Annotated in this window: 15 protein-coding genes; 7 read left to right on the top strand and 8 right to left on the bottom strand. The window is 57.1% G+C overall.

Annotated features, from left to right (window positions below; translation table 11 throughout):
• Window positions 1-120: 120 nt before the first annotated feature.
• The 4 genes from Q0650_RS17545 to rpsL all read right to left on the bottom strand — a co-directional run bounded on the left by Q0650_RS17545 (window position 121) and on the right by rpsL (window position 4183).
• Window positions 121-1017, bottom strand: coding sequence for a class I SAM-dependent methyltransferase (locus Q0650_RS17545; protein WP_298821349.1), 897 nt, complete (start codon window positions 1015-1017; stop codon window positions 121-123).
• A gap of 51 nt (window positions 1018-1068) precedes the next feature.
• Entirely contained in the window at window positions 1069-3177 is a 2109-nt protein-coding gene (fusA, locus tag Q0650_RS17540) for an elongation factor G (protein ID WP_298821347.1), read from the bottom strand.
• A 64-nt stretch (window positions 3178-3241) separates the two neighbouring features.
• Window positions 3242-3715, bottom strand: coding sequence for a 30S ribosomal protein S7 (gene rpsG / locus Q0650_RS17535; protein WP_298821345.1), 474 nt, complete (start codon window positions 3713-3715; stop codon window positions 3242-3244).
• A gap of 12 nt (window positions 3716-3727) precedes the next feature.
• Window positions 3728-4183 carry a 30S ribosomal protein S12 gene (rpsL, locus tag Q0650_RS17530; protein WP_298821343.1) on the bottom strand — a complete coding sequence of 152 codons (456 nt, stop codon included), beginning with the start codon at window positions 4181-4183 and terminating at the stop codon, window positions 3728-3730.
• A gap of 391 nt (window positions 4184-4574) precedes the next feature.
• Here rpsL and Q0650_RS17525 point away from each other — a divergent pair, with 391 nt between their 5' ends.
• From Q0650_RS17525 to Q0650_RS17505, 5 genes are all read left to right on the top strand, one after another.
• The gene (locus Q0650_RS17525) at window positions 4575-4697 is read left to right on the top strand and encodes a hypothetical protein (RefSeq protein WP_298821340.1); all 123 of its coding nucleotides are present in this window, start codon (window positions 4575-4577) and stop codon (window positions 4695-4697) included.
• Window positions 4698-4920: 223 nt separating this feature from the next.
• Window positions 4921-5661, top strand: coding sequence for a WecB/TagA/CpsF family glycosyltransferase (locus Q0650_RS17520; RefSeq protein WP_367280834.1), 741 nt, complete (start codon window positions 4921-4923; stop codon window positions 5659-5661).
• 55 nt (window positions 5662-5716) lie between these two features.
• Window positions 5717-7270 (top strand): acyl-CoA carboxylase subunit beta, encoded by a 1554-nt coding sequence (locus tag Q0650_RS17515; RefSeq protein ID WP_298821335.1) that lies wholly within the window; start codon window positions 5717-5719, stop codon window positions 7268-7270.
• 58 nt (window positions 7271-7328) lie between these two features.
• Complete coding sequence (locus tag Q0650_RS17510) at window positions 7329-7850, top strand: ATP-binding protein (RefSeq protein WP_298821334.1); 522 nt, start codon at window positions 7329-7331, stop codon at window positions 7848-7850.
• Between the two features lie 258 nt (window positions 7851-8108).
• Window positions 8109-8477, top strand: coding sequence for an STAS domain-containing protein (locus Q0650_RS17505; RefSeq protein ID WP_298821333.1), 369 nt, complete (start codon window positions 8109-8111; stop codon window positions 8475-8477).
• 69 nt (window positions 8478-8546) lie between these two features.
• Here the strand turns inward: Q0650_RS17505 and Q0650_RS17500 are convergent, their stop codons facing one another.
• The 3 genes from Q0650_RS17500 to Q0650_RS17490 all read right to left on the bottom strand — a co-directional run bounded on the left by Q0650_RS17500 (window position 8547) and on the right by Q0650_RS17490 (window position 12408).
• Window positions 8547-9554, bottom strand: a complete 1008-nt coding sequence (locus Q0650_RS17500) for a bifunctional heptose 7-phosphate kinase/heptose 1-phosphate adenyltransferase (RefSeq protein ID WP_298821332.1) — start codon at window positions 9552-9554, stop codon at window positions 8547-8549.
• Window positions 9555-9959: 405 nt separating this feature from the next.
• Complete coding sequence (locus Q0650_RS17495; RefSeq protein WP_298821330.1) at window positions 9960-11174, bottom strand: pyridoxal phosphate-dependent aminotransferase; 1215 nt, start codon at window positions 11172-11174, stop codon at window positions 9960-9962.
• A gap of 112 nt (window positions 11175-11286) precedes the next feature.
• The gene (locus Q0650_RS17490) at window positions 11287-12408 is read right to left on the bottom strand and encodes a hypothetical protein (RefSeq protein ID WP_298821328.1); all 1122 of its coding nucleotides are present in this window, start codon (window positions 12406-12408) and stop codon (window positions 11287-11289) included.
• A gap of 361 nt (window positions 12409-12769) precedes the next feature.
• On the opposite strand from Q0650_RS17490, the gene Q0650_RS17485 reads away from it, so the two are divergent.
• Window positions 12770-14161 (top strand): FAD-dependent oxidoreductase, encoded by a 1392-nt coding sequence (locus Q0650_RS17485; protein WP_298821326.1) that lies wholly within the window; start codon window positions 12770-12772, stop codon window positions 14159-14161.
• 99 nt (window positions 14162-14260) lie between these two features.
• On the top strand, window positions 14261-17272 hold the full coding sequence (locus tag Q0650_RS17480) for a serine/threonine protein kinase (protein ID WP_298821324.1): 3012 nt from the start codon (window positions 14261-14263) through the stop codon (window positions 17270-17272).
• Between the two features lie 167 nt (window positions 17273-17439).
• Here the strand turns inward: Q0650_RS17480 and Q0650_RS17475 are convergent, their stop codons facing one another.
• On the bottom strand, window positions 17440-18675 hold the full coding sequence (locus Q0650_RS17475) for a glycosyltransferase (RefSeq protein WP_298821322.1): 1236 nt from the start codon (window positions 18673-18675) through the stop codon (window positions 17440-17442).
• Window positions 18676-18680: the final 5 nt, after the last annotated feature.

Genomic DNA, 18680 nt, shown 5'->3' with positions numbered 1-18680 from the left:
GTCTTGCCGTGGTCAACGTGGCCGATGGTGCCGACGTTAATGTGCGGTTTGGTCCGCTCGAATTTCTGCTTTGCCATTGTGTTCTTCCTCCGCGTTTTTCCGCGATCTGCTTATCCTCAATCAGCCAGATTCGGCTATTTCCCGATCAGACCAGACAGCATAAATTGCCGTCGGTAGCAAACGGCGAGAATGTTGTTCTGGGATAGCCAGCTCGCCGGCAGTAACATATCCCTGGAACGGCGCCATCACTTCGGCAAGCAAGTTACCGATTGTGAGCGCCGAGATAGTTGTCGCGTAGGCGCACACCAACACCCCAAGTGGTTGCTGGCTAAGCAAACGAGCGCATTGGGCCAACAATTGTGGTAATTGCTCGTGCAAGCGCCAGATTTCACCGTTAGGCCCGCGACCGAAGACGGGCGGATCGAGCAAAATCAGATCGTACCGATTGCCGCGCCGCAATTCACGGGCCACAAACTTACCGACATCATCGATCAGCCATCGGATTGGGCGGTCGGTCAACTCTGCCAACGCCTGATTCTCTTGCGCCCAACGCACGGCAGGTTTGGAAGCATCGACGTGCGTTACGTGGGCGCCGGAACGCGCGAGATGCAGACTGCTCAATCCGGTATACCCAAACAAGACTAACGCGCGCGGCTGATCGCGACGTTGCGCCTGTCGGGCCAACCATTCCCAATGGGCGCTATGTTCGGGGAAGACACCGGTATGACGAAACGGTGTCAAACGCACCCAACAGCGCAACCCATTGGCATTGAGTGGCCAGCGTTCAGGCAAGGGACGATGGTAATGCCACTCACCTGGTCCGTCTTCACCGCGCGCGCGGTGAAACGTTGCATCGGCCCGCTGCCACTCGGTCGCCGGCAGGTAGGGCGACCAGATCGCCTGCGTTTCCGGTCGAGCCAGCACATACGGGCCAAACCGTTCCAATTTTGCGCCGTGGCCCGAATCGATCAATTCATAATCGAGCCAGGGCGGCGGTGTCAGCAGGCGTAGCTCCATCGTCGCAGAAAAGGGACGACCGCGCGGGGCGGTCGTCCCCGTCGTTCCTCGCTAATTCGCGCCACGCTTCTCAATAATCTCCCTGGCCAGCGCATCGGGCAGCGGCTCGTAATGATCAAATTCCATTGACGAGGTTGCGCGGCCCTGAGTCGCCGAGCGGAGATCGGTCATATAACCAAACATATTGGCCAGCGGCACATAGGCGCGCACGACTTGCGCATTGCCACGCGGCTCCATACCCTCAATCCGACCGCGGCGTGAGTTGAAATCGCCGATTACGGTGCCGAGAAAATCTTCGGGAGTAACCGTCTCGACCTTCATAATCGGTTCAAGCAACTGCGGCTTACCGCGGCGCACCGCCTCTTTGAGACACATCGAAGCGGCGATTTTAAAGGCCATTTCCGACGAGTCAACCTCGTGATACGAACCGTCGTACAGAGTTGCTTTGATGTCAACCACCGGATAACCGGCGATCACACCGGTTTGCATCGCCTCACGCAGCCCCTGCTCAACGGCGGGAATATACTCTTTCGGAATCACGCCACCGACAATTGCATTGACGAACTCAAAGCCACCTCCAGGGGGCAATGGTTCAAACTTAATCTTCACGTGACCATACTGACCCTTACCACCGGTCTGGCGCACGAAGCGAGTCTCGTGATCAACCGGAATGGTAATCGTCTCGCGGTACGAAACCTGCGGCTTGCCCTGGTTGGCTTCGACTTTATACTCGCGGCGCATGCGGTCAACAATCACCTCGAGGTGCAGCTCACCCATACCCTTGATGATCGTCTGACCGGTTTCAGAGTCGGTATAGACACGGAAGGTCGGGTCTTCTTCCGCCAGGCGGCTCAACGCGATCGACATCTTATCCTGATCGGCCTTGGTTTTCGGTTCAATCGCCATCTCGATCACCGGCTCAGGGAAGCGGATGCTCTCGAGCACAATCGGGTGATCGGGATCGCAGATAGTGTCACCGGTATACGAATTCTTGGGGCCGACCATGGCCGCAATCTCGCCGGCATATACCTCGTCAATATCTTCGCGATGGTTCGCGTGCATACGGAGCAAGCGACCGAGGCGTTCGCGCTGACCGCGGGTCGAGTTGAGCACATACGAACCCTTCTCGATCTTGCCAGCGTAGACGCGGAAGTAGGCCAGCTTGCCGACGTAAGGATCGGCAACGATCTTGAAGACCAGGGCTGTAAACGGCTCATCATCGCTAACCCGGCGCGTAATGACCTCGACACCCTCATCGCCCATCACCTGACCGGGCAATGTGCCGGTAATTGCAGGCCGGTCGAGCGGCGAGGGAAGATACTCGACCACGGCATCGAGCAGTTTCTGCACACCCTTGTTGCGGAGGGCAGCGCCGCAGAGCACCGGAACCAGCTTGCGTTCGAGAGTTGCCTTGCGCAGACCACGCTTCAGTTCCTCAATAGACAGTTCCTGGCCTTCGAGGTAAAGCAAGGTCAGCTCATCGTCGGTCTCGGCGATCATCTCAACCAGTTCGTTGCGGGCCTTTTCGGCGGCAGGGCGCAGCTCGGCTGGAATCTCCTCTTCGCGAATATCCTTGCCGAGATCGTCGTAATACACCGTGGCCTTCATCTTGAAGAGATCAATCGTGCCGCGGAACGTATCTTCGACCCCAATCGGCAACTGGACAATCGCGGGCTTGGCGCCGAGGCGATCCTTGATCATCTGCACGCAGCGCTCAAAGCTTGCGCCAACGCGATCCATCTTGTTGACGAAGCAGATGCGTGGCACATTGTACTTATCGGCCTGGCGCCAGACCGTCTCAGACTGAGGTTCGACGCCAGCCACGCCGTCGAACACGACGACGCCGCCGTCGAGCACGCGCAGTGATCGTTCTACCTCTACCGTAAAGTCGACGTGGCCGGGAGTATCGATAATATTGATTCGATACTCAACGCCATCCAGGCGCCAGGACGCAGTCGTCGCTGCGGCGGTGATGGTGATCCCGCGCTCCTGCTCCTGCGGCATCCAGTCCATCGTTGCGGTACCTTCGTGAACCTCGCCGATCTTGTAGGTGCGGCCGGTATAGAACAGGATCCGCTCGGTCGTGGTGGTCTTGCCCGCATCGATATGGGCAATAATGCCGATATTGCGCACTTTGTCGAGTTCGATCTGACGTGGCATAACCGTCACATACTCCTGCGTAAGGCGACATAAATCGCCGTATTCTCATAAACCGACGCCAGCTTTAAAGCCGGCCATAGTGAGCGAAAGCGCGGTTTGCTTCCGCCATACGGTGAGTATCTTCTTTTCGCTTGATCGTATTGCCTGTATTATTATATGCATCGATCAATTCGGCAGCGAGGCGTTCAACCATTGGCTTGCCAGAACGAGCGCGGGCCGACATCAGCAGCCAGCGCATTGCCAGCGAATAGCGGCGGTCGCTCTTTACTTCCACCGGCACTTGATAGGTTGCGCCCCCGACCCGCTTGGGCTTCACTTCGATAGAAGGGCTAGCATTGCGGATCGCCTGCTCGAAAATCTCTAACTGTGGCTTCTTGAGCCGTTCGGCGGCAAGGTCAAGCGCCTGGTAAACGATGCGTTCGGCGAGGCTCTTCTTGCCGCGTTCCATCACTTTATTGATAAACTTCTGCACAAGAACGCTGTTATAGCGCGCATCTGGCGGCGTGGGCCGACGCTCAACAGTTCCACGACGGGGCATACCGCACCTCTCCTACTTCTTGCCACCCTTGCCGGCGGCTGTGCCCTTGCCGACAGGCTGATTCTTCTTCGTGCCGTACTTGCTGCGACCCTGCTTGCGACCACTGACACCCTGGGTATCGAGCGTGCCGCGCACGATGTGGTAGCGCACGCCGGGCAAGTCCTTCACACGGCCACCGCGGATCAGAACAACTGAGTGCTCTTGCAAATTGTGCCCTTCACCAGGGATATATGCCGTCACCTCAAGGCCGTTGGAGAGCCGCACGCGGGCGATCTTGCGCAGCGCCGAATTAGGCTTCTTCGGCGTCATTGTGGTCACCTTCGTGCAGACGCCGCGCTTTTGTGGCGATCCGCGGCCGCGAGTCAGCTTCCCCTTCAGCGAGTTGTAGGTGAAGCGCAGGGCCGGGGCTTTGGTCTTCTTTACCACCGGCTTGCGCGGCTTCCGAACAAGTTGGTTAATGGTCGGCATTTACTGCTCTCCTTTAAACCGGCCTGCGATAGACTATCTCTTTTGCAGACAAAATAATAACTGGCCCAAAGATCTGGTCGCAGTAACGGACTGCGCCTTAGAAGTGGGCCGCATGGCGCACAGATACTTTGCTGCGCAATTTCTTCGCAGCAGTATTGGAGTATAGCACTGTCACCGGCCTTTGTCAAACTTGCCATAGTAACTGGCGATGGCAGGATGCAGAGCGCAATGCGGCACCGCGGTGACCTGTCAGCGCACCGTATAGGGGAGTAGCCGCATTGATTTCTGCCTGTGCGCCGTGACGGGCGCGCATCTCGGCTATGTGTCGCTCGCCTGAGGAATCATCGATGAAATACTGCTCATCGATAGCCGAGGCGTGGATGGTTGTTTCGTGTCAACGACCGGCTGGCGTAGTGGCGCTGTTTCCACGACGCAAGGACGGGAATGTCAGGCACTGCGATTGCGCTGTTATGAGATTGGCGCTGGCGCCGCCAGTATTGTGCTACCGGCATGATACTGCGTGTGATGTGATCGCGTCAACGGGAACTAAGCGTTGCGTAAAAAGTGTTGTGTTTGTCGGTCTCCTCTCTCAAGGCCAACAATGCCTGACCGGAGATTGGGTTTGCCACACATCGAACGAATACCTGGTCACTATCGCTGTTCCATCGGTTGTGAACGTTTGTCACCGAATGCGGTATGATGAGAGATAACATCCTGGGATGAACCAGATCGAAGCAATGAGCAGTGGCCGGATTGAGATTTTGGGAATACCGATCGATAACGTGACCGAGCCAGAAGCGCTGGCGCTGGCGGCTGCAATGATTGAGGCGGGTGGCCCGCATCAAATTTGCACGGTCAATCCGGAATTCATTATGGAAGCGCGGCGCAATCCGACGTTTCGGGCAGTATTGCGGGCGGCTGATCTGAATACACCCGATGGCTTTGGCGTATTGCTGGCGGCGCGCTGGTTGGGAACGACGTTGCGCGGTCGGGTAACCGGTGTTGAACTAACGCAAGGGTTGACCCGGTTGGCGGCTGAGCGCCAATACCGTGTCTTTTTTTTAGGCGCAGCGCCAGGGGTGGCGGAAGCGGCGGCAGCGCGGTTGCAACAACGCTGGCCGGCGCTCCAGGTTGCCGGTTGCTACGCCGGTTCGCCAGCGCCAGAGGCCGATGAGCAGCAGCGTCGGATCATTGCCGCAGCTCGTCCGGATATTTTACTGGTTGCGTATGGTCATCCACGCCAGGAATTATGGATTGCCCGCAATCAGCCATTCTTACGGGTACCGCTGGCAATGGGCGTGGGCGGGACGTTTGATTATCTGGCAGGACGAGTGCCGCGCGCGCCGCGATGGTTGCGACGGTTGGGATTGGAGTGGGCTTTTCGACTGGTGGCGCAGCCGGCGCGTTGGCGGCGGATCATTGATGCTGTGCCAGCATTTTTACTGACAGTGTTCTGGCAGGGACGGCGCAGTCTTTAGGAAACGTTGCCTGAATTGCCGGCAGCGCAAGCCGGTTGTGGAAGTGAGGAGTGCTATGGCTCAAACAACAGCGGAAAAGATTGCAGCATTGCGTGAGCGACGCGAACGGGCGCGCAATCAAGACCCGGCGGCGATTGCTCGCCAGCACGAGCGCGGGAAACTCACGGCGCGCGAACGGATTGAACGCCTGCTTGATCCTGGCTCATTTGTCGAGCTTGATGCCTTTGCCGTTCACCGCACCTCGGCGTTTGGCATGGAGCGGCGGAAGCCGTTGGGTGATGGTGTCATTACCGGTCATGGCACGATTGATGGCCGTCCGGTATGTGTCTTTGCCCAGGACTTCACCGTCTTTGGCGGTTCGCTTGGCGAGGTCTTTGCCGAAAAAATTTGCAAAGTGATGGATCTGGCGTTACGCATGGGTGTGCCTTGTATCGGGATCAATGACAGTGGCGGCGCCCGGATACAAGAAGGTGTGGTCAGTCTGGGTGGTTATGCTGAGATCTTTTACCGCAATGTGCTGAGCAGCGGCGTGATCCCGCAGCTCTCAATCATTGCTGGCCCGTGCGCCGGTGGCGCAGTCTATTCCCCGGCAATGACCGACTTCATCTTTATGGTCAAAAATATCAGTCAGATGTTTATTACCGGGCCAGACGTGATCAAAACGGTGACCGGTGAAGAGGTTGGCTTTGAAGAGTTGGGCGGGGCGATGACCCATAACACTCGCAGCGGTGTCGCTCATTTTGCCGCCGATACCGAAGATGAATGCTTTGATCAGTTGCGCACGCTGCTCTCGTTCTTGCCGGCGAACAATATGGAAGACCCGCCATATCAACCGCCTGCCGACGATCCTGAACGGATGGACGAGCAGTTGCAGAGCATCATTCCCGATAATCCACGCAAAGCCTACGACATGATTCAGGTTATCGAGTCGGTCGTTGATGATGGCTTCTTTTTCGAGGTGCAGCCGGCCTGGGCCAAAAACATTGTGATCGGATTTGCCCGTCTCGACGGGCATGTCGTGGGTGTGGTCGGCAACCAACCACTGCAAATGGCCGGCACGCTCGATATTGACAGTTCGGTGAAAGCGGCGCGCTTTGTGCGATTCTGCGATGCGTTCAACATTCCGCTGGTCACATTTGTCGATGTGCCGGGTTTCTTGCCCGGAACGCAGCAGGAATATGGGGGGATTATCCGCCATGGCGCCAAGCTGCTCTACGCCTACTGCGAGGCAACCGTGCCGAAGCTGACGGTCATTACACGCAAAGCCTACGGTGGGGCATATGACGTGATGGCGAGCAAACACATTCGCGCCGATTTCAACTTTGCCTGGCCAACCGCCGAAATTGCTGTGATGGGAGTCGATGCTGCTGTGCGGATTATCTTCCGCAAGGAACTGGCCGAAGCTGACGACCCGGCAGCAAGGTTGGCCGAGCTGGTGGAAGACTATCAGAATCGGTTTGCCAACCCCTACGTTGCGGCTGAGCGCGGCTATATTGATGCTGTCATTGAACCGCGAGAGACCCGCCCGGCGCTGATTCGCGCGCTTCGTCTGGCACGCACCAAACGCCAGAGCCTGCCAGCGCGAAAACATGGAAATATCCCGTTATGAATCAGAAGCGGGAATATTCTGATACAGATCTCGCCACAATTTTATCGATGCCTGTGCTATGATAAGACTGTTAGACTCGACTCCAACGATCCGTCTGGGTGGGATGACAGGCATGAGCGGTGCAGAGGGTGTGACAGAACAGGTGATTGAATTGCGCCTGCCGAGTCGGTTAGGGTATGAACGGATCGCGATGGATACTGCGGCGTCCCTGGCGCGACGGATGGGATTTGCTGATGAGCGAATTGATGCTTTGCGCACCGCGATTGGCGAAGCAGTAACCAATGCGATTGAACATGGGAATCAGGCTGATGAGGCGATGAAGGTGGTGGTTTTGCTAACGGTACGCCCTAACGAACTCGTGATCAGTGTGTCTGATCAGGGCCGGAAGGCGTTGGAAGTGGAGCAAACAAAACTACGCCCTCATATCGCCGATGTGTTTCAACGCGCCGATAAGGGTGGTTGGGGGATCTGGTTAATGCGCGAGTTGATGGACGAAGTGGAATTTACGCTGGCGCCGGGTGGTGGTAATCTGGTGCGGATGGTTGTCCATCTTGAGCGCATGCCGATCAGTGATCAGTAAATCGGGTATATCTGGTTTGGGCTGTAGAGTAACGTAGTGTCGTTGCCTGACCTGTCTGGATTTGGAAAAGGCAGAGTATCGTCCAGGCGGGCATAATGGCACTTTCCATATGCGCCAGAACAACACCATTCGTTCTCTACCATTCAACGTATCTGGCGCTGTGGCATAAAATCTTTAAATGCGTCTCGCTCGTTATCATAACCCAGTATGTAGAGTATTGCCTGAGCTTACAGGTATCGGAGTAATGAGGAGCGATCGATGTTAGAAGACGAGTTAAACGTCAATATCCGTCATCGCGATGGAGTCGCAGTCATCGATCTGATCGGCGATGTTACCACCTTCGCCGAAGAGAAGATCAATGGGGCCTATCGTCAAGTGACGGCGCAGGGTCATCGGTATATTTTGCTCAACTTTCGCCAAAATGATTATATCAATAGCGCCGGTATCGCCATCCTGATTGGGATCGTTACTGAAGTCAATCAGAACGGGCAGAAGCTGGCAGTAAGCGGATTGTCTCCTCATTTCCAGAAGATCTTTCGCATGGTTGGGTTAGCGCAGTACGCTGAGATTTACCAGACCGAGGAAGAGGCGTTGAGTGCGTTCCGCCGGTTGAGCGGTGTCGAGTAGCAGGGTTAGGGCAAGGTGTTGGCAGTTACTCCGGGGGTGACGGTGCCGTCGCCCTTTTTTGCTGCTTTGCTATGCTGCGGCAATTGCGGCAGATAATTCAGCCGGCGTCACCACTGCATTTCCTAACCGTTGCACGACCAACGCTGCGGCAATGTTGGCCAGGGCAGCGGCAATACGCCCCCGGCAACCGGCGGCAAGAGCGAGTGTCGCCACCGCGATAAACGTATCGCCGGCGCCGGTCGTATCGAAGACTTCGCTGACCCGGTGAGCGGGAAGCTGGAGATATGGCTCATCATCGCCAATGAGTGCTAGCCCGGCTGGGCCGCGGGTGACGATCACAAGCCGGGCAGCAAGCTGGCGGTAAAGATGGGTCAGGCCGGTAGCCAGCGCGGTTTCGTCGTTTAACGCCATCCCTAACGCTGCCGCAGCCTCGGCATCGTTACAGCGGAAGAGATCGGCATGGTGGTAGTATCGTGAGTTGCCCTGAGCATCTACCGCGAAGATGACGCCGTGTTGCCGACAAAGCTGACGCACTGTGTCAACAACCTGTGGTGTAAGCAGGCCAAGCTGATAGTCGGAACAGATGACGGCATCGGCGGTCGGTATGTGATTTGATAACGCATCGATTACCAGTTCCTCTTCGGTAGCAGTGATGGGTCGGCGGTCGAGCCGGTCGAGTCGGGCGACCTGTTGTGGGAGACGCGGGGCAGCGTCGGCCAGGATGCGCGTTTTGCAGGTGGTGAGGCGATCGCCAACGGTGATCAGTCCGCTGTCGTCGATGGCTGCCGCGCGCAGGAGATCGCGCAGGTGGGCGCCGGCGGCATCGTCGCCTACGATGGCAATCAAGCTGGCTTGCGAGCCGAGCGCGACTACATTGCGGGCCGGGTTGGCCGCCCCGCCCAGAATGGTTTCGCGACGCAGAAATTCGAGTACCGGTATCGGCGCTTCGCGTGAGAGACGGGTAGCGCGACCGTACAGGTATTCGTCGAGCGTGATGTCACCTACCACCACAATCCTTTTCCCGGCGAGAATGGATGGATCGGGCAGGCTGGTGTAGTCGATCGGTGTGCCGGTCATGGCCAGTTTCGCCCAATGTCTGCTATGCCGCGCCGGGCATCGCAGAGCCGGGAAGTATGAAGGAGAGTAGCGGCTGAAGTCGCCATATCTGCCCTCTTGCGCGTCTACGGCGTCAAGCGCAGGCGGAGCAAGGCCTCTTTTCCACTGCTCCTACGACTCAATCTTTGCCTCTAAAGCGCGGGATATTGGTATATTCGTTTAAAGTTGCTACTCTCCGAACGCCATCACCATTCCTCACCCGGCCTGCTCAACGAGAGCAGGCCGGGATCGCTGCGCGTCAGACTTAACCACTCACGGCTGCGAATGCGCGGCGTATTTCTATTCGGTAGAGCAGAAATGAAGCATCGTTGCGCCAGCATCTGCCTGCAACAGACGTAAGCGCAACTGCGCTGCGCTCACGCCTGATTACTCACTCTGCACGGCAGCGCGGAACCGCTCCATCCCGATCCGAATCTCTTCGCTCCCGGTTGCATATGACAGGCGGAGGTATCCGGGAGCGCCGAAGGCTTCGCCGGCAACGCAGGCAATATGCGCTTCTTCCAGCAGGTAGAGATTGAGTTCATCGCTGGTGGCGCACACCTTGCCGTTGCGTAGCGGTCGGTTAAGCAAGGCGTTGACGTTGGGAAAGACGTAGAATGCGCCATCAGGTACTGTACACGTTACGCCGGGGATAGTTGCCAGCAGGCTGAGTATCAGATCACGCCGGCGGAGAAATTCGGCAGTCATTGCCGCAACGGTAGCCTCGATCTCCGGATTGGGTGTGTAGGCGGCAAGAGCAGCATCTTGCGAGATGCTGGAGGTATGGGTACTGGTATGGCTTTGAATCGCCTTAATGGCCTCGATCACCGGTTGTGGGCCGGCCACATACCCAACGCGCCAGCCGGTCATAGCATATGCTTTAGCCGCCCCGTTCACAACCAGCGCGCGATCGGCAAGGTCGGGGGCGATTCGCAGCAGACGGGCATAAGGCACGTAAGAGATGGCATCATAGATCTCATCGGTGATAATCATCGCCGAATGATCACGCAGCACAGCGGCCAGCGCTGAAAGCTCATCAGCACTGTAAACGGCACCGGTCGGGTTCGAGGGTGAGTTCAGTACCACCACGCGGGTGCGCTCGTTTAAGCTAGCGCGTAGTTGCTCAGGCGTCAGCTTGAAACCGGTCTGCTCAGTAGTTTGCGGAGTAACCGGTGTAGCGCCAGCAAGTTTGACCTGCTCTACGTAACTTACCCAGTACGGAGCTGGAACCACCACTTCATCACCCTCCTCGCAAAGAGCCTGGAAGGCGAGATACAAGGCCTCTTTAGCGCCGGTCGTTACAGTGACCTGACCGATACCATAGTTGATGCCCTGATCGGCTGTAACGCGGGCGGCAACGGCTTTCCGCAGCTCGAGGGTACCACCGGTGGGCGTGTAGTGGGTATGATTGGCATGAATTCCGGCAATTGCGGCCTGTTTAATTGGTTCAGGGGTGTCGAAATCAGGTTCACCGACGCTAAACGAAATTACCTTGATTCCGGCAGCGCGCATCTGAGCGACGCGGGCTGTCATTGCGGCTGTCGCCGAAGCCTCAAGCGCAGCGAGGCGACGGGCGAGGCGGTATTCCATTTTGGCCGACATAGAACTCTCCTGTTGGGTCGCGCACAGACTTGAAGGGATTATACCAGAGGCATGGAAGGCGTGGTGACGTTTCGGTATCACGATGACGCATACCCTGGGTCGGCAATGTGATTTATGGCGGCAGGATGCCGTTGCGAGCGTAGGCTTGCACGGCCAGATAGATCGCGCGTGGTGTGCCATCAGGATGGACAAAATTCCAGGCATCGGGGTAGGATCGGGTGAGGAAGGGTGTGCTGAATTGCCAGAGAATGGTGGCTTCAAGCCAGGGATAACGACGTGATTGCTCGTAGGTGGCAATCGTCCAGCGGAGTCGATCGGCAGGTCGCACAGCGCCGCTCCAGCGGGGATGATCGTTGTAGCCACCTTCGGTAATGATGATCCGTTTATCAGTTCCGCCGAGCTGATCGAGCAGGTTGCGCACCAGTTCAATCCGGCGAAAATTGACCCGGTCAAACGCTGGTTCGGTATCGGGTGGTTCAAGGCCGCCGTAGGCGTGAACGGCCCACATATCAAAAAAGGGGAAGGCGCCGGCATCGGCCAGGGAAGCGAGAAACTGCATGTCGTCCATACGGAGCGTGCCGCCTTCGAGGCTGGGGCCAGGTGAGAGAGCACCGGCAATCACAATTGCATCTGGGGCAACGGCTTTGATTGCAGGGTAGGTCTGTTTGAGCAGATCAGTATACGCTCCCGGGTCGGGTGGTCGCTCACCCCATTCAAAGCGCAGATTGGGTTCATTCCAAATGATAATGTGACGCACACCCTGGCTGGCGTAGCGGGCAGCGAAGGCGGCGGCAAAGTGGGCGAAGTCGGCAAAATGGTCGCGGTCGAGATAGCGATCGGTTGTGCCCGGTGGTCGGGCCCAGGCCGGCACAATATCAAGGCGGGCCACCACATTGAGACCTTGCGCGCGGGCATGAGCGATGATCAGGTCGGCCCCGGCCCAGTCAAAGCCATAGCGTGAACGGGGTTGGATATAGGCCCATGGGAAGAGTTCGACAATCCAGCTCGCGCCCATCTCGTTGACCTGAGCCAGCGCGCGGCGAACATAGGCTTCATCGCCGATCCCGGTCAGGCGAGTATGCACGCCGATGAGCGGATTAGTGGTAGTAACAGTGCGAGGTGAAGGAAGGTCAAAGGGGCGAGGTAGCCGTGGCGTAATGAATTGGAGGCCGATCAGAAAGGCCAGACCGAGACTCAGGAGCACGCGCGGTACGATACTTGTCTTTGCGGGCATAAGACGGTGTGCCGGTACGATAGGTTCTCACAACAATTCAAAGGCATTGTAGCACTCTATCCAAAGCTTTGCTTGCCCTGTTGCCGGATTTTCTCGCTTTTTTCGCAATCTATAGCTACACTGTGATGTGAAAGACAGGCCACGCCTGCGTCGTCCAGGTCAATGCTCTATCCCAATGGTGGAGGAGCGAGTATGCTACGTTACCCACCGGTATTCCTTGCCATCCTCGCAACGACTGCGGACTCTCAAGGTTGTGCAAGAGCTGTTCATATGCCTTGCGTGACCATCCTAACCATGCTATAAAGATGTAGGTTGTTCATTTTTGCACATTGAATTGAATAGTCACAGGAATCAAACCACTATGCGTATTGTCATTGCAGGAGCTGGCCCGGCAGGCATGGTAGTCGCTCGCGCGATGGTCGAGCGCGGCCACGATGTAATCGTGCTTGAGAAGCGGAATGTGCCCGGCGGTAAGGTGTCAGCCTGGCAGGATGCCGACGGTGACTGGATTGAGAGCGGACTACACGTCTTTTTTGGCGCGTATCACAATCTCCTGGCTTTCCTTGAGCGGTACGGTCTAAGTGATACGTTCAACTGGAAGCCGGCAGAGATGATCTTCGCTTCTGAACGCCACGGCCTGGCGCCAATCCGGTTTGTGCCCTGGCTTCCTACGCCGTTTAACGGTCTGGCAGGTGTGCTGGCATTTAAGCCACTGTCGCTGGGCGATAAGCTGCGGATGGGCCTGGGGCTGATGAGAGTAATCTTCGGCGATCAGAAATATGTGGATGAACAGGATAACGAAACCTACGCCTCCTGGCATTTACGCCACGGAATGGGTCAGCGCGCGCTCGATGAGGTAATGCACACGATGGCGCTGGCGCTTAATTTTCAGCGCGCCGACCGTGTCTCGGCGAAATTGCCGTTGACGGCGATGCTGCACTTTGCGCATGAGAAAGAAGCGCCACGGATGGCGCTGGTCAAAGGATCGCCTGACACCAATATCTGGCGACCATTGATTGCGCAGATTGAGAAGCTGGGCGGTCGGGTTGAGCTGAACGCCAGGGTTGCAGCAATTGAGTACGATGCCGAAACCAATCAGGTGACCGGATTTCGGCTCGATGATGGTCGCCTTGTCACCGGTGATGTCTATGTCTCAGCGATGCCGGTACACAATCTGCGCAAGGTGATCCCGCCGGCGTTGCGTGAGCAACCCTACTTTGCCAATTTGAACCATCTGAAGGGTTCGCCAGTGATTACGATGCAGCTCTTCTTCGACCGGCGCATTGCCGGCGTCGATAATCTACTCTTCAGCGCAGGCACTCATTTGAGTGTCTACGCTGATATGGCGATGGTAGCGCCGGAATATCATAAGGGCGAACGGAGTATCATGCAGTTTGTAGTGGCGCCGGCGGCTGAGTTGATCAAGCTACCTGATGATGAGCTGGTGCAGTTCGTAATGAGTGAGTTTGTGCGACTGCATCCAATTGCGCGTGAAGCCAGGTTGCTCAAGTATACGATTGTGCGAATTCCCAACTCGGTGTATCAAGCCTTGCCAGGTGTGGATAAGTATCGACCTGATCAGGCAACGCCGGTACGAAACTTTTTCCTGGCCGGTGATTATACTCGTCAACACTTCCTGGCTTCAATCGAAGGCGCAGTGATCAGCGCGAATCGGTGTGTTGAGCGCATTACCGAAGCTCAGGCCCGCGGTGATCTGGTGATCCAACCACAGATTCTCGCCGCAGCAGATTAAGACATCCCGTATACTGATGGTAGCGTAAGTGGCAACCCGCCCTGTTGCGGGCGGGTTGTCGATTCGGAGCAATTTTTGTCTGTTTCTTGAAGGGCTGCCATGCTCGCCATCGACACTTTACTGAATGGGCATTACCGGATCACGGTTGCGCTCGATGCATATCCCGACGCCGAGCTGTATCGGGCAATCGATCAACGTTCTTCCCTGCGAGTGCTCATCACAGCTTTGCCTCAGCCAAATCAGACGGCGGTTGACGATGTATTGCGGCTGGCGCGTGAGCTGGCGCAGGTACAGATGCCGGGATTGCTGGCATTGCGCGACTATTTTGCCATCGATCTGGTCTGTTATCTGGTGGCTGATGACCCTGGCGGTTCTGATCTGGAAAGGTTTGCTCGTGAACGCAGCGCTCCCCTGCCTGAGAGTGAGACATTAGCGATTGTTGACCGGTTGCTTGTAGTGCTGGATAGGTTGCATCACCATCAGCCTCCGCTCTTGCTCGGCGATTTGCGCACGTGTGATCTCTGGTCATCGCCGGAGGGGGGGCTGAGCCTGGCTCCGTTTGCCTGCGCGCGCCATATCGGGTTGGAAGCCACGCCATACCGCGCGCCGGAGCTGTATGACCACGCGGTTGAACCGGCACAGGTCAGCGATATTTATGCAATCGGGGCTGTACTGTATCATCTGTTGACCGGATGGCCGCCGCCACCGGCCAATCAACGCCAGGCCGGTGTGCCGCTTAACGCGCCACGCGCGCTGAATCCGCAAGTATCGGTTTTGGCTGAGCAACTGACATTGCGCGCGCTCGAATTAAAACCGGCGAATCGCTATCAGCGGGTAAGTGAGATGCGTAGCGCGCTTGAGACGGTGCGCCTGATGGCCGGACGACCAATGGGGGCTGCCGCGCCGATTGGTCAGGGAACGGCTTCGGTACCGTTGGCGAATGCTCCGGTAACATCAACCCCATCTCCCTCATCGCTTGCTCCACCTGTCTCGCCAACGCCGTTACCGCCTGCTCCACCGCCAACGCCGGTTGCCGCTGCGCAAACCGGGGCGACTGCAACGGTTGCAACCCCGGCTCGTCCGTTCATCAGTACGTCGTGCTTGCTGGCGATCGTGGGCGGGTTGGCGGTGGCAGCGCTAGGGATGTGTTTGCTTGTAGCGGTCCTGCTGGCCCTGTACCTCACCGGTGGATCGCTGTTTGGCATGATGGGTGGCGCAGTCGCGATGGAGCCGACAGTTGCGGCTTTACCGACCACGCAGCCGGCAGCAACGGCGGAATTGCTTCAGCAGGTTGAGGCTATCACGCAGACCGCACAGTTGCGCGAAGATAGTCTGGGCGCATCCGCTTATAGTCCGAATGGTCAACTGGCAGCCGTCGCAGTCGGTTCGGCAGTGCAACTACGCAATGCCGAAACGTTTGTGCTGCAAATGACACTTACCGGTCATACGGGTGATGTGAGTTCACTGGCATTCAGTCCTGATGGGGCAATCCTTGCTTCCGGCGCGCAAGATGATCCAATCGTGCGGTTGTGGGATGTGCGTAATGGTCGCGAACTGGCCCAGTTGCGCGGTCACGACGACTGGATCCGTTCGCTGGCGTTCAGTCCTGATGGCCGCTTGCTGGCCTCTGGGAGCGCCGATCGCACAGTGCGCATTTGGGATGTAGACCGACGCGAGACATTAGTGATCTTGCGAGGTCATACCGATTTCCTGGGGAATATCGCGTTTAGTCCTGACGGACAGCGCCTGGCTTCAGCTTCACGCGATGGGACAGCGCGACTGTGGGACGTGGTGAGTGGTCGTCAGATTGATACCTTTCGTTTTAGCGCTCCGGTTGATCCGACGAGTAATACCCCTTTCTGGCTGACCGGTATCGCCTTCTCACCTGATGGTCGTCAAATTGCCGTTGGTTCGATTGACGGTAATATCTATCTTCTTGACGCTACCTCCGGCAATGTCCAGCACGAGTTGCGTGGTCACGATGGCTGGGTAGTGATTCGGGGTGTTGCGTATAGTCCCGATGGTCGGCTCCTTGCCAGCGCCAGCCTCGATGGCAGTGTGCGGTTGTGGAACCCGGCCAACGGCTCCAACCGGGGTGTGTTGCGCCAGCGTGGTTTGCGTCTGTTGGGGTTGAGTTGGAGTCCAGATGGTGAGCGTATTCTGGCGTCGAGTGATATGGGCGGTAATCTGATTGTATGGGACGTTGATTCAACTGAAGTAGTGCAGAGTTTTCAAGTAACTCAGGGGATTGTTACCGGCGTGCGTTACAGTGCCGACGGCACATTGCTGGCTGCCAGTGGCGCCAATGGCGCCGTGCGCGTGCATACGCTGGGTAGCGATCGCGTATTGAAACTCGATGGCGGCGCAGCGACAACGCAGTACATCGATTTTATTAGCGATACTGAAGTGGTGGCAATCAGTGAAGCTGGTGAGATTGTAACCATCGATCTGACTAATCGCCGTCCTAACGAGCAACTGAGTGGTATGAGAGGGTTTCCGCTCAACCTTGCGGTCAGCCCGGATCGAAATCTCATCGCGGTCGGGAACGAGCAGGGTGAAGTATACATCTGGGAAACTGTCAGCCGGCAATACCTGCGTCGCCTGACCGGCTTGAACGGGCCGGTCTACACACTGGCTTTCAGCGCGAATGGCGCTTATCTCGCTGCAGTGACCAATCAACCACCAGACTCGCCACAGATCGCGGTTTGGGAGATGGCGCGCGGTGGGAGTCCGGTCATATTACGTGGTCACAATGGTCCAATTACCGGTCTAGTTTTCGATAACAATGTGCTGATCAGTGCCAGCAGTGATGGCTCGGTACGCGCGCGCGATGTGGCCAATAATAACGCCGAAGTCTTGCAGATGCGCATCCCCAATGATCGCGGTTGGTTGAGCTGTATGGTGGTAACATCCGATGGCAATCTGCTGATTGCCGGTACGATTAGCGGTCATCTGGTCTTTTACCGGTTGAGTAATGGTGAACTCCTGCGCGAAATCGATCTGGCAGCCGGTGCGGTGTTGGCTGTTGCTGTCACACCTGACGAATCGCAACTGGCCGTGAGCACTCGCGATGAGGGGATTTTGCTCTTCGATCTGGCGCCACTGAAATAATTTCCTCGCAGTGACCGGCTGCGGAAGAACTCCCCCCTTTCCCCGGTCACCTGCCTTCGTGTATTAAATATAGTCAGCGCAGGCTAAATGCCTGTGCCGTTTGTGTTCCCGGAAGTGATTGGTTATGTGAGCAGATCGCCGGAGCGCTACTCCTGTTGGAAAATGCTTCAGCGCATAGCAGCCCATTGTATGATCTGTTTTACTGCGGCTTTCACTCCACCTTCAGCTTGCATTCGTTTGCTAATGTCGGCGGCGCGAGCGCGCCGCAGTGGACTGATTGCCTCTGCCAGAGCTGCGCTTAGCCGGGTAATTGATAGCTCTGCTATCGGAATGGGAGCTGGATTGGCTCCGGTCAGATGGGCACGCCAGGCCCAAAAAGGTTGATCGGCAGCAAATGGCACAATGACCGCCGGGAGACCGGCGCGCAGGGCAGCGGCTGTTGTCCCGGCGCCACCGTGATGAATCATTGCTGCGGCTTGAGGGAGCAACCAATCATGAGGAATGTCATCGGCTAAATAGATGTGGGAGGGTAGGCGTTCCGCTATCAGATCGGCCCAACCGCGTTGTACGATCCCCCGCTGTCCGGTTTGTTGCAGAGCATCGAACACTATTCTGGCAATTCGAGCGGCTTCACGCGAAACCATGCTACCAAAGCTGACCACTACCGGCGGCGGACCCTCGGCAAGAAAGGCGGCAAGCTCAGGTGGAGGTTGCCAGCCGGCATGGTTCAAATGCCAGGAACCGGTTTGGATTGATAACGGCCCTGATCCAGGTGGCGCGAGCAAGGCACTGTAGGCGAGCAACAGTGGTATCTCGCGGCCTGGCGCTGCCCATAGCAGTTGTGGCGGACCGATCTCAGGGTTTCGGCAACGCAAGAAGCGGTAAGTCACGCTTTGGCTGACGCGAAACACTGTTTGAGCAAAGAGATGACTGATTCGTCGCCAGTGCAATGCCATGCGGTTGTGCGTCCATATCAGGTTAGCCAGTTCGACTGGCGGATCGAAAAAAGGGAACAGATCAACGGCACACTCGGCGACGCCGTACTGCTTTGCGTAGAGATGTCCGAGCGTCATGGTCAGAAACGTATGCGCGATGAAATCGGTTGATTGGGCAGCCTGTTTGATGCGACGAGCTACCTCAATGCCGATGGGTAAGGCGAATCGGTAGATGATGCTGATGAGGCGCAGTGGTCGACCACGCGCCTCATCAGCAATCTGGCGAGCCAGGGTCACTACGTCTCCTGGCAGGGGCACGAAGTCGATCTGATAGGTCGCAGCCAGTGGAGCAAAGCGCATTGGCGCTGCCAGCTTGGGCTGGTGGCCAGCGTCGCGTAGCGCTGCGCCGAGGGCGATAAAGGGCTGCACATCGCCTCGACTGCCGTAGGTAAGCATCAGAACGCGCATATATG

Source organism: uncultured Chloroflexus sp. (assembly GCF_937129525.1).
GTDB lineage: Bacteria > Chloroflexota > Chloroflexia > Chloroflexales > Chloroflexaceae > Chloroflexus.
This window is presented reverse-complemented; position numbering and strand designations above follow the sequence as displayed.

Bases quoted from the DNA above. Each gene is read 5' to 3' on its own strand.
- Q0650_RS17545 (WP_298821349.1), bottom strand. From the start codon at position 1,017: ATGGAGCTACGCCTGCTGACACCGCCGCCCTGGCTCGATTATGAATTG.
- fusA (WP_298821347.1), bottom strand. From the start codon at position 3,177: ATGCCACGTCAGATCGAACTCGACAAAGTGCGCAATATCGGCATTATT.
- rpsG (WP_298821345.1), bottom strand. From the start codon at position 3,715: ATGCCCCGTCGTGGAACTGTTGAGCGTCGGCCCACGCCGCCAGATGCG.
- rpsL (WP_298821343.1), bottom strand. From the start codon at position 4,183: ATGCCGACCATTAACCAACTTGTTCGGAAGCCGCGCAAGCCGGTGGTA.
- Q0650_RS17520 (WP_367280834.1), top strand. From the start codon at position 4,921: ATGAGCAGTGGCCGGATTGAGATTTTGGGAATACCGATCGATAACGTG.
- Q0650_RS17515 (WP_298821335.1), top strand. From the start codon at position 5,717: ATGGCTCAAACAACAGCGGAAAAGATTGCAGCATTGCGTGAGCGACGC.
- Q0650_RS17510 (WP_298821334.1), top strand. From the start codon at position 7,329: ATGATAAGACTGTTAGACTCGACTCCAACGATCCGTCTGGGTGGGATG.
- Q0650_RS17505 (WP_298821333.1), top strand. From the start codon at position 8,109: ATGTTAGAAGACGAGTTAAACGTCAATATCCGTCATCGCGATGGAGTC.
- Q0650_RS17500 (WP_298821332.1), bottom strand. From the start codon at position 9,554: ATGACCGGCACACCGATCGACTACACCAGCCTGCCCGATCCATCCATT.
- Q0650_RS17495 (WP_298821330.1), bottom strand. From the start codon at position 11,174: ATGTCGGCCAAAATGGAATACCGCCTCGCCCGTCGCCTCGCTGCGCTT.
- Q0650_RS17490 (WP_298821328.1), bottom strand. From the start codon at position 12,408: ATGCCCGCAAAGACAAGTATCGTACCGCGCGTGCTCCTGAGTCTCGGT.
- Q0650_RS17485 (WP_298821326.1), top strand. From the start codon at position 12,770: ATGCGTATTGTCATTGCAGGAGCTGGCCCGGCAGGCATGGTAGTCGCT.
- Q0650_RS17480 (WP_298821324.1), top strand. From the start codon at position 14,261: ATGCTCGCCATCGACACTTTACTGAATGGGCATTACCGGATCACGGTT.
- Q0650_RS17475 (WP_298821322.1), bottom strand. From the start codon at position 18,675: ATGCGCGTTCTGATGCTTACCTACGGCAGTCGAGGCGATGTGCAGCCC.